Origin of the sequence: Marinisporobacter balticus (assembly GCF_004345705.1) — a bacterium.
Lineage (GTDB): Bacteria > Bacillota > Clostridia > Peptostreptococcales > Thermotaleaceae > Marinisporobacter > Marinisporobacter balticus.
In genome coordinates, this window is record NZ_SLWV01000036.1 from 21,852 (window position 1) to 32,135 (window position 10,284).

The window sequence follows — 10,284 nt, forward strand, 5'->3', positions numbered from 1 at the left end:
TATTATAAAAAAAGCGTTGTGTGTTAATTATTTTAGTAGGAGGGGTTGTTATGAAGGATCAGGCAGGAATACTATTAGAGAGTGGAACTGGGGAAGTAGAAGTATTAGAATTTGTTGTAGCTAACAAACATTATGCGATTAATGTTATAAAAACAAAAGAGATATTTCAAGTAGATAATATCACAAAACTTCCAAATATATCAGCTGCGATAGCTGGAATGACATTGGTTCGTGGAAAAACAATTACTTTAATAGATTTAAAATATGTTTTAGAAAAAGAAAAAGGATTAAGCAATGAAAAAAATAGGGCATTATTGTGTGAATTTAATAAAACAGAGGTAGCATTTGTAGTAGATCGTGTGATAGGTATACATCGTATTGGATGGAATCAAATTGAAAAACCAGATGAAATTGTATCGGATTCTTTAGTGATAGGGAATATTGTTATGGATGGTAAAATATTGATGTTATTAGATTTTGAAAAAATATTTATGGATATGCGATCATCTTATGGTGGATATGAGGAAGGAATTGAAAAAATAGAATACAATAAAGCGCGGTCTGCTGTGAGGCTTCTTTTAGCAGATGATTCTACAACCATTAGAACCATGTTAAAGGATGTATTAACGGAATCTGGATATACAAATCTTACGTTTTTTAATGATGGAGAAGAAACGTTTAATTATTTAAGAAATCAAACAAAAGAAAAGGGGAAAGAAATCTTTAAATATGTTGATGCCTTGATAACAGATATTGAAATGCCTCAGATGGATGGACATACCCTTACAAGAAAAATCAAAGAAGATCCGATATTAAGGGATCTACCTGTTATTATATTCTCTTCATTGATTACAGATGATTTGCATCATAAAGGTGAATCTGTAGGAGCCGAAGCGCAAATGAGTAAACCAGATATAGATCAGTTGGTAGACCTTATTGATAAGTATACATTGAAAAAGAAGTAGTCATCGAAAAACCACGATTTTCAGATCGTGGTTTTTTTCTAGTAGCCAAAATCTTTATTTACAATGATTACCTTGATTCTTCCTTTAATGCCTTGTCTTTTTATTAAAACATAATCATTACAAATTCGGTCAGGACTATTACAGTTCGTACAATAACCTAGGCTTGCACAGGGTGTTTTTCTATTTAATCTTTTTGCATTTGCTGGTGCTGCCATTCTTTTGTTTCTTTCAATGGCTTCATCTACATCTTTTACGATTTTATTAATACCCACAACTACAATAACTTTATCGGGGCCATAAATCATACTAGCAACTCTATTTCCTGTACCATCTACATTGTATAATTCTCCATTTTCAGTTAGCGCATTACTGCTTGTAAAATAGGCATCTGCAGAAAAACTTTTTCTATAAATTTCTTTAATCGCATCCGTGCTTAATCCTTGTGCATAGCGGTCTAAAAAATTATATTTTCCGCTACGAAGCAGATCAATAACCCCTGTTTCAAAAAGAGTCATAGAGCCACCTACGGACACCGTATCTCCTTTATTGATAAGTTCACCAATTTTTTGAAGTAGCCCTTTTTCATCTGCTACATAGAAAGCATCCATATTGTTTTTCTCTAAGTTTTCCATTGTTCTTTCAACTTTTTTTTCCATAACCCAAGATGCGTTTTCATCCATAAATTGAACCTCCTTATAATAATGAATTAAATTCGATGCTTATAGAGACATTTGCATATAGTATTATTATAAACCAAAATGGATTATATAGGAAGAATATGATTTTTGACAATACATAAGATTCCTATCTAGGATGAACATAATAAGTGGGAGAATAAAAATTTTCTGTTTTATGTGGAGTGGCGTCGATACTTAAAGATGAGCTTAATAAAAATAAGTGCATTATGATATAATTCTATATAAGAAAGCAAAGAGGTGAGTATATTGGGTATAAGATATATTTTCGGAAGAGCAGGTATGGGAAAAACACATTCCGTGCTAGAAGAGATAAAAAAATCATTAGAAGATACCGATCATAATAGATTAATTTTAATTGTACCAGAGCAGTTTACATTACAAGCAGAAAGAGATTTGATAGAAAAACTAGATTTACCAGGGATCATGGATGTAGAAGTTTTAAGTTTTACAAGACTTGCGCATAAGGTTTTAAATGAGGTAGGGGGCATCACAAGGATACATATTAATGAGCAAGGAAAAAATATGGTTCTTCGAAAAATTATTGATGAAGCAGAAAAGGATTTAAGCATTTACAAGAAAGCTTCTCAGCAAGATGGTTTTGTATCTATGTTTAATGAATTATTATGTGAACTTAAGCAACACGATGTCTTGCCTATAGATTTATTAAATACCCTAGATGAAATAGAAAAGGATGGTATTCTTTATCATAAATTAAAGGATATTGCCCATATCTATGAACAATTTGAAACTTATTTAAAAGGGCGATATATTGATACAGAAGATTATTTGAATTTATTGATTGAAAAGATGCAGGATGCAGAATTTTTAAAGGATGCAGAAATATGGATTGATGGATTTCAAAGTTTCACACCCCAGACTTACCATATCATTGAAAAAATTATGACGATGGCAAAACAGATGACCATAACATTTACTATGGAATTTTCAGCAAAATCTAAAGATGGAGATTTATTTAAAATATCAGAGCTTACTTACCAAAATATTAATGATATTACGTTGAAATATGGATTGCCAGCGGAGATCATTGACCTAGACAAAAATAAAATAGAAATCCAAACAAAATCATCTGCGATCTATCATATAGAACAAGAATTTTATGCTTACCCCTATAATAAATCTGATAAAGAACTTATAAATATGAATATTTTTGCAGGATTGAGTCTTTATACAGAAATTGAAAATGTAGCTTCGAAAGTGGTGTCTTTTGTAAGGGATAAGGGATATAGATGGAATGATATTGCAGTTGTTTGCAATGATCTAGACCATTATGGGCCCATGATTAAGCGCGTTTTTGAAGAATATGATATTCCTTATTTCTTAGATCAAAAGAGAAATATTATGCATAATCCAATTATTGAATTGATTCTGTCTGCATTAGCTGCTGTGTATAGGGGATATAAGTATGAAGATGTTTTTCGATTTTTTAAAACAGGATTTAGTGGAATAGCCGATGACAGTTATGAAAAACTAGAAAACTATGTGCTTCAGTATGGTGTACAAGGAAATAAATGGAAAGAACCTTTTGCATGGGGAGAAGAAAAAAATATTGATGGGTTGAATCAAAGTAGAGAAAAGTTTATAGAACCTATGAAGAAATTAGAAAAAAAAATCAAAGGGAAAAAGACTGTAGGAGATATTACAAAAGGTTTATATGCGTATTTGCAAGATATAGAAGTTCATGAAAAACTTGAAAAATGGATTGATGTCCTAAGAGAAATGGGGCAGTATGAATATGTGAATGAAAATACTCAAATATGGAACATTGTAATGGAAGTATTTGACCAGATGGTAGAAATTATTGGAGAACAAAAAATTACACTGAAAGAATATATAAGGGTATTAGAGTCTGGTTTTTCATCCTTAGAGGTAGGCATTATTCCTACAACTATTGATCAAGTATTAGTAGGGAATATGCAAAGGTCTAAAAGTCATGATATTAAAGCTTTATTTGTAGTAGGCGTAAATGATGGCATATTGCCATCTGGAAAAGATGATGATGGCATTTTGTCTGATGAAGAAAGAATTTCTATGAAAGAAAAAGATATTACGTTAGGATATGATAGTCAAAGAAAAGCTTATGAAGAGAAGTTTATCATCTATACAACCTTTACAAAACCTAGTGAATATCTGTGGATTAGTTATGCTATGGCAGACCAAGAAGGAAAAGCTATGCGCCCATCCATCTTAATAGATAGATTTAAGAAAATATTCACAAAATTAAGTATAAAAAGCGATGTTATCCACAGCATGGATCAACAAAAACAATTGATATCTACACCTAAAAGTACTTTTAAATATTTAGTTGAGAATATACGTGCAAATGTGGATGGAAAAACCATTGAAGGATTATGGTGGGATGTATATAGCTGGTACTATCAGAATGAAGCATGGAAACAAAAAAGAGAAGCAGTTATTGAAGGATTTTTTCATGATAATCAGGTAGAATATATTGAATCTAGTAATGCCAAAAAACTATATGATACACCGATTAAATCTAGTGTATCAAGACTTGAGCAATTTGTAAATTGTCCTTTTGCCCATTTTGTAAAATATGGACTGAAGCCTAAGGAAAGAAAAATGTTTGAAGTAAAGGCACCAGATATAGGAGATATCTTTCATCAATCTATGGAAAAGTTTACGAATAAACTGAAAGATGAAAATTTGAATTGGCGTAAGCTGGAAAAAAATCAATGCGATCGTATGATGGAGGATGTAATTGAGCAAATCATACCAAACTATGGAAATGGCGTGATGCTTAGTACGAGTCGGTACAAATATCTTGTAACAAGGCTAAAAAGGATCAGTAAAAGAGCCGTTTGGATACTTACAGAACATATTAGAGAAAGTGGCTTTGAACCTATGGGCTATGAAGTGGCTTTTGGAATGGATCAAATGTATCCACCTATGGAAATAGAATTGGCAGATGGAGAAAAAATTTATTTAGAAGGAAGAATTGATCGGGTAGATTTACTCGAGGATGGCGATGACGAATATGTGAAAATCATTGATTATAAGTCAGGAAATAAAGAATTTAGATTATCAGATGTTTACTATGGCCTTCAGCTTCAGCTAATGATTTATCTAGATGCTATTCTAAAAAGAAAAGAAGACATTCCTCGAAAAGAGAAAAAGCCAGCGGGGATTTTCTACTTTAAAATTGATGATCCTATGATTAAAACAGAGGAAAAGGCTATCGCATTCATTGAAAAAGAAATCCGAAGGAAGCTTAAAATGAAGGGGTTAGTACTAAAGGATGTAAATATTGTTCGACAGATGGATAAAGACATAGAAGGATATTCTGACATTATTCCTGTAGGACTTAATAAATTAGGAGAATTCTATAGTAAATCCTCTGCCGTTGATGAGACTACTTTCATGGATTTAATCAAGCACGTTCGAAAACTCGTGAAAGAAATTAGCTATGAAATGCTAAAGGGAAACATTCAGATCGCACCTTGTAAAAATGGAAAGCAAGCAGCTTGTGATTATTGTCCTTATAGAAGCATTTGTCAATTTGATAACTTACTAGAAAAAAATGAATACAATAATATGAAAAAACTTTCAGATCAAGAGGTCATTGAAAGGATCAAAGATAAAGAAAACTTCAGTAAATAAGCTGGAGTTTTTTTGTGTGCACGAATGCACAAAAAATTTCCTGTTTTTTAAAATAGCATACTCTATTTAGGATTTGATTATGAGTAGAGCACTATTAGTAAAAGGAGTAGTATTTTTTGTGGTAGAAAGCATAAAATATAAACAAACGTATGTTCGGTATATATTGGCGAAATGCTTGGAGACTTTAAGATTAATTTACAAACTAAAGGAAAAAAATAGTATAATTGGAAAGAAGGAATATAACAAAATGAATGTGGAAGAAAGAAATGATCAACAAATTGCAGTCTATTTTGATTATAATAAAGAATTTGTAAAGAAAATAAGAAGAATAAAGGGAAGAGAATGGAAATCAGATGAAAAGTGTTGGATCATACCGAATAATGATAAAAGCAAGCTAAAATTATTTAATCTTCTCAAAGATGAAGAAATGAATTGTAATTATTCAATTGAACACATCCTTAAAGAATTGGAGGAATCATATAACTTTAATTTAAAGGACGTGGAAAATAAATTACATGAGCAACTAGTTTTAAAGGGGTTTAGTCCAAAGACTATAAAAGCATATATAGGACACTCAAAAAGATTTTTAAAATTCTGTAATAAAATACTTGATCAATTGACAAAAGAAGATGTGGAGAAATATATGTATGTTTTGTTGTATGAGAGTAGTAATAGTCATTCATATGTAAATCAAGCATTAAGTTCTATCAAATTTTTATATAGATATGTACTTAGTAAAGGAAACATTTTATATGAAATACCAAGGCCTAATAAGGAAAAGAAATTACCTGATATATTGAGTGAAAAAGAAGTGATAGATATTCTAAACTCAGTTGAGAACAAAAAACACAAAGCCCTACTATTTGTCATATATTCAGCAGGTCTTAGATTAGGAGAAGTTATTAGATTAAAAGTAGATGATATAGATAGCGAGAGGATGATGATTCATATAAGACAGGGGAAGGGGAGAAAGGATAGATATACGATATTATCTGATAATGCACTTAAAATGCTTAGAGAATATGCAAAGGAATATAGACTAAAGGACTGGCTTTTTCCAGGTGGTAATGAAGGCCAACATCTGCATGATAGATCAGTTCAGAAGATATTCAAAAGGGCATGTGAGAAAGCTAAAATGAAGAAAAATGCGACTGTTCATACTTTAAGGCATTCATTTGCCACCCATCTGTTAGAAGGAGGTACAGATCTAAGATATATACAGGAATTACTAGGTCATAGCAGTTCAAAAACGACAGAAATCTACACACATGTAAGTAAGAAAAGCATAAGAAAAATCGAAAGTCCATTAGATAGAATACTTAAGGGAAGGGATTAAAAAATAACAGAAATAAGTAAATATTCATGAACCAGTTTCGCTAATCCATCCATATATAGATAAATAGCGAAACTGATTCGTGAAATGAGTAGTTATCTACAATAGCAATATACTAAAAAGAAAATCAAAAAAAATAACACAAATAAATAGTAATTTAAAGGGGAGATAAAAATGATTTTATTAGTGGTTGATACACAAAAATTAATAACAAACGAAAAATTATATAAATTTAATATGTTTGTATCTAATGTTGAAAAAATAATACATGAGGCGAGGACAAATAATATTGAAGTAATATATGTACGTCATGATGATGGGATAGGAAGTGAATTAACAAAAGGAACTGATGGGTTTGAAATATATGAAAAATTTCAACCAATGAGTGAAGAAAAAATATTTAATAAAGAGGTTAATAGTGCTTTTAAAGGGACTGGGTTATTAGAATATTTAATAGATAAAGGTGAAAAAGATATCATTGTTGTAGGGCTTCAAACAGATTATTGTATTGATGCTACTATAAAATGTGGATTTGAACATGGGTTTAATATTATAGTTCCAGCGTATGCAAATACAACAGTTAATAATAAGTTTATGTCTTCAGAGCAAAGTTACAAATATTACAATGAGTTTATGTGGAATTGTAGATACGCAGAATGTATTTCAGTGGATGAAACATTTAAAAGAATGAAATAGAGTTACTTAGAGGGGGACGGGTTATAGAGTGCTACTTCGGGAGCTACTGTAGATAACATACTATCTTCAAACATTCCACGGAAGGCATGTGGAACGTCGTAACATAGCTGAACGTTATGTGAAATTTTATGGTTTAGGATATGTTAGATATCAAGAGGGGGAAGGTATGCGTAACGAAATGTTAAGAGCTATAATGTTAGGTGTTGGAGCAGGGGTTATAGATATACTTCCAATGATATTAAAGAAAATGGATAGATTTTCTGTTATATCAGCTTTTATTCATTGGGTTGCTTTGGGAGTGATTATTTCATATTCAAGTGTTTTTGGTTTAACTGGGTGGAGCAATGGAGCTTTGATAGGATTACTTACGGGAGTTCCAGTAGCTATAATGGTTATGAAAGAAGATCAAAAATCGGTTCCAATAATTATAGTAATGTCGTTAATTTTAGGAAGTATAGTTGGCTATTTAGCATAGGGGGAGAAGACGATGCCAAGTAAGAAATTATTGTATAGAGAAATTGAAAACGGAAGAATGTTGAAAAATAATGGTAGTTGGATGTATTGCAATCAATGCGATAATACTATTGGGTATTTATGTTATAGTACTTATCAAACTTTTGAATTTAAATCCAAATGCTCATGTGGAAACGTTGCAAAATTTAAACTGGGTTATTTTGAGGATGAATATAAAAATTCTTGTAAAGATTTAAAACTTGTGAAAAACAGGTATTGCTGCCCTCATGATGATTCGCCTTTATTTTCTGTAGTAAATAAGAACATAGAGTCCTATTACTGCAAGGTTGTGTGCAATGAATGTAACACATCTTACATAAGCGGAAATATGGATTTATAAATCATAAAACTTCACATAACAAAGGCTTTAGACGACATCGAAGCGTGTTTTTGGGGAGAGTCATTGACGTCTCAAAGCCCCAAAACGTTAGATGCCATATAAATAATTATAGATATTAGTTGTGAGTGAGAGGAGAGATGAAAAATGAGAAACATAAATTTATTTCTAGTAATTATATTGATTGTTGAATTTTCAAAAACAGCAAGACATTATTTGGAATTTAAAAGATATAGTAGAAATAAAATTGATAGTTTTAAACATAAATCTGATATGAGAAATGTTTCAATAGTTGTTTTGATTTTATCCATAATATTTAATATATGGGTATTATGTAATTGGATACAATACATGGTTGATGGAGTATTACTTATTATATATATAGCAATAAATACAATTAATTATTGGAGAAAAATAACAGTGTTTGAAGAAGGTATATACTTTAATGGGAGATTTACAAAATGGTGTAATATAAAATCGATTCGTGAATATGATAGAAACTCAATTAGAATAGATTTAAAAAATAATTGGCGTTTTATTAGAGTTATGAATAAAGTTAACAATAAATCTGAGCTATTGGAGTTATCAGAGAAATTTATTGAATTAGTTAATCACAATAATTAATAGAAATTTTTATATTACAGCATCTAACATACAGTGCACACTATCCTACACAAAACCTCGTAGGACACAGTGAACTGTAAAACCGTTATATGCAATTTTAAAAATATGATGAGAGGTGAAAAATGGAAGAAGAGAAAAAAACAATTAAAAGAGGTATGTTAATATTTTATTGCTTTGTCTTATTGCATGCGATAGGGGTAATCAAGTTAAATGTTAATATATTTCAAACATTTCATGAGAAGTATTATGACTTTAAAATTAAGAATGTAAAAAAACTACATCTATCAAATGATAAGAAAATGGGTAATATTGAAGGAAATATAAATAATTATGGGCATGCAGTAGAAAATGATGAATATATTTTTTACTTGAAAGATAATTTATGGCTATATCGTTCTGATAAAGAATTCAAAAATGGAAAAACCTTAGTAAGACAAGGATCAGGAAATGGCATTTGTCACCTTAATATTATAGGAGATTACTTGCTTTATATGCAGGGGGACAATTTAATAAGAAGAAAGATTGATGGAAGTGAAGTATCTAAAGTGCCGATGATGGATTTTACAATAGATCCCCATGTTATAGGTGATTGGATATACTTTATTAAAGTGTCTAAGAATAACTCAGGTATATGTAAAATGACTATTAATGGAGAAAATTTTAAAAAAATAAGTAATGTAGAGACTTATGATATGGCTTTATATAATGGGAAAATATATTATAGCTTTGAATATGATAAAACAAGATATTTAAATTGTATGGACTTAGATGGTAATAATAAAAAGGTTATTGTAAATGTTCAAACTAGGGATATGATTATAGAAGATAATTATATTTATTATGTAGATGAAAAAGATTATAAATTGTATAAATTGAACTTAAAGAATAAATATATACAATTACTTGTGGATGAAAAAGTATCAAAATTCTGTAAAAATGATATTTGGATTTATTATTCTAAATATGGAAAACAACCTCTTGATGAAGGAGAAGGGCTATATAAGATTGATGAAAACGGAATAGATATGAAAAAAATTAATGATGATCGAGACGTTGAGAATTTAAGTGTCATTGGTAAATGGATTATGTATATGTCATCAGAAGATAGGGAATATCCAACATTAAAGAGAATTTCTAAAAATGATGAAATAATTCCTATGAATTAAAACAGCATATAACATACTATTTTCAAACATTCCACAAAAACCATGTGGAACGTCGCAACATAGCAAGAACGTTAGACGAAATACTGTTGCGGAAATGTTTAGCCTGTCTAAGGTTAGTAATACTAAGTGCTGCGCAATATAATATTTTGAAGGGATTAATACAATGAAAAATTTCAAGTTACTAATTGTGATGCTATTAATTTTACCTGGGTTAGTTGGATATGTATGAAGAAAGATAAAACTAGTGAACTAGAATCTGTCAAACTGATTTCAGATGAAATTGAGATTGTAATAGAAGGTAAAGTGAATGAGGATT

The 10,284-nt window shown here is 30.3% G+C and carries 9 protein-coding genes; 8 read left to right on the forward strand and 1 reads right to left on the reverse strand.

All coding sequences use genetic code 11. The features are described from left to right. Nucleotides 1-50 precede the first annotated feature (50 nt). Nucleotides 51-965: a chemotaxis protein gene (locus EV214_RS16835; RefSeq protein WP_132247872.1), complete on the forward strand. Its 915-nt coding sequence runs from the start codon at nucleotides 51-53 to the stop codon at nucleotides 963-965. Between the two features lie 38 nt (nucleotides 966-1,003). Here the strand turns inward: EV214_RS16835 and EV214_RS16840 are convergent, their stop codons facing one another. Continuing rightward, nucleotides 1,004-1,645 carry a lactate utilization protein gene (locus tag EV214_RS16840; RefSeq protein WP_132247874.1) on the reverse strand — a complete coding sequence of 214 codons (642 nt, stop codon included), beginning with the start codon at nucleotides 1,643-1,645 and terminating at the stop codon, nucleotides 1,004-1,006. 264 nt (nucleotides 1,646-1,909) lie between these two features. On the opposite strand from EV214_RS16840, the gene addB reads away from it, so the two are divergent. The 7 genes from addB (at nucleotide 1,910) to EV214_RS16875 (ending at nucleotide 9,968) form a co-directional block, all read left to right on the forward strand. After that, complete coding sequence (gene addB / locus EV214_RS16845; protein WP_132247876.1) at nucleotides 1,910-5,299, forward strand: helicase-exonuclease AddAB subunit AddB; 3,390 nt, start codon at nucleotides 1,910-1,912, stop codon at nucleotides 5,297-5,299. A 79-nt stretch (nucleotides 5,300-5,378) separates the two neighbouring features. Beyond that, on the forward strand, nucleotides 5,379-6,635 hold the full coding sequence (gene xerA / locus EV214_RS16850) for a site-specific tyrosine recombinase/integron integrase (RefSeq protein ID WP_243116705.1): 1,257 nt from the start codon (nucleotides 5,379-5,381) through the stop codon (nucleotides 6,633-6,635). A gap of 171 nt (nucleotides 6,636-6,806) precedes the next feature. Then, a complete protein-coding gene (locus EV214_RS16855; protein ID WP_132247878.1) occupies nucleotides 6,807-7,328 on the forward strand; it encodes a cysteine hydrolase family protein in 522 nt (173 codons plus the stop codon). Between the two features lie 166 nt (nucleotides 7,329-7,494). Beyond that, a complete protein-coding gene (locus tag EV214_RS16860) occupies nucleotides 7,495-7,803 on the forward strand; it encodes a hypothetical protein (protein WP_132247880.1) in 309 nt (102 codons plus the stop codon). A gap of 12 nt (nucleotides 7,804-7,815) precedes the next feature. Then, a complete protein-coding gene (locus tag EV214_RS16865; RefSeq protein ID WP_132247882.1) occupies nucleotides 7,816-8,181 on the forward strand; it encodes a hypothetical protein in 366 nt (121 codons plus the stop codon). A 144-nt stretch (nucleotides 8,182-8,325) separates the two neighbouring features. After that, a complete protein-coding gene (locus tag EV214_RS16870; RefSeq protein ID WP_132247884.1) occupies nucleotides 8,326-8,802 on the forward strand; it encodes a hypothetical protein in 477 nt (158 codons plus the stop codon). A 122-nt stretch (nucleotides 8,803-8,924) separates the two neighbouring features. Next, nucleotides 8,925-9,968 carry a DUF5050 domain-containing protein gene (locus tag EV214_RS16875; RefSeq protein ID WP_132247886.1) on the forward strand — a complete coding sequence of 348 codons (1,044 nt, stop codon included), beginning with the start codon at nucleotides 8,925-8,927 and terminating at the stop codon, nucleotides 9,966-9,968. The last annotated feature ends 316 nt before the right edge of the window (nucleotides 9,969-10,284 follow it).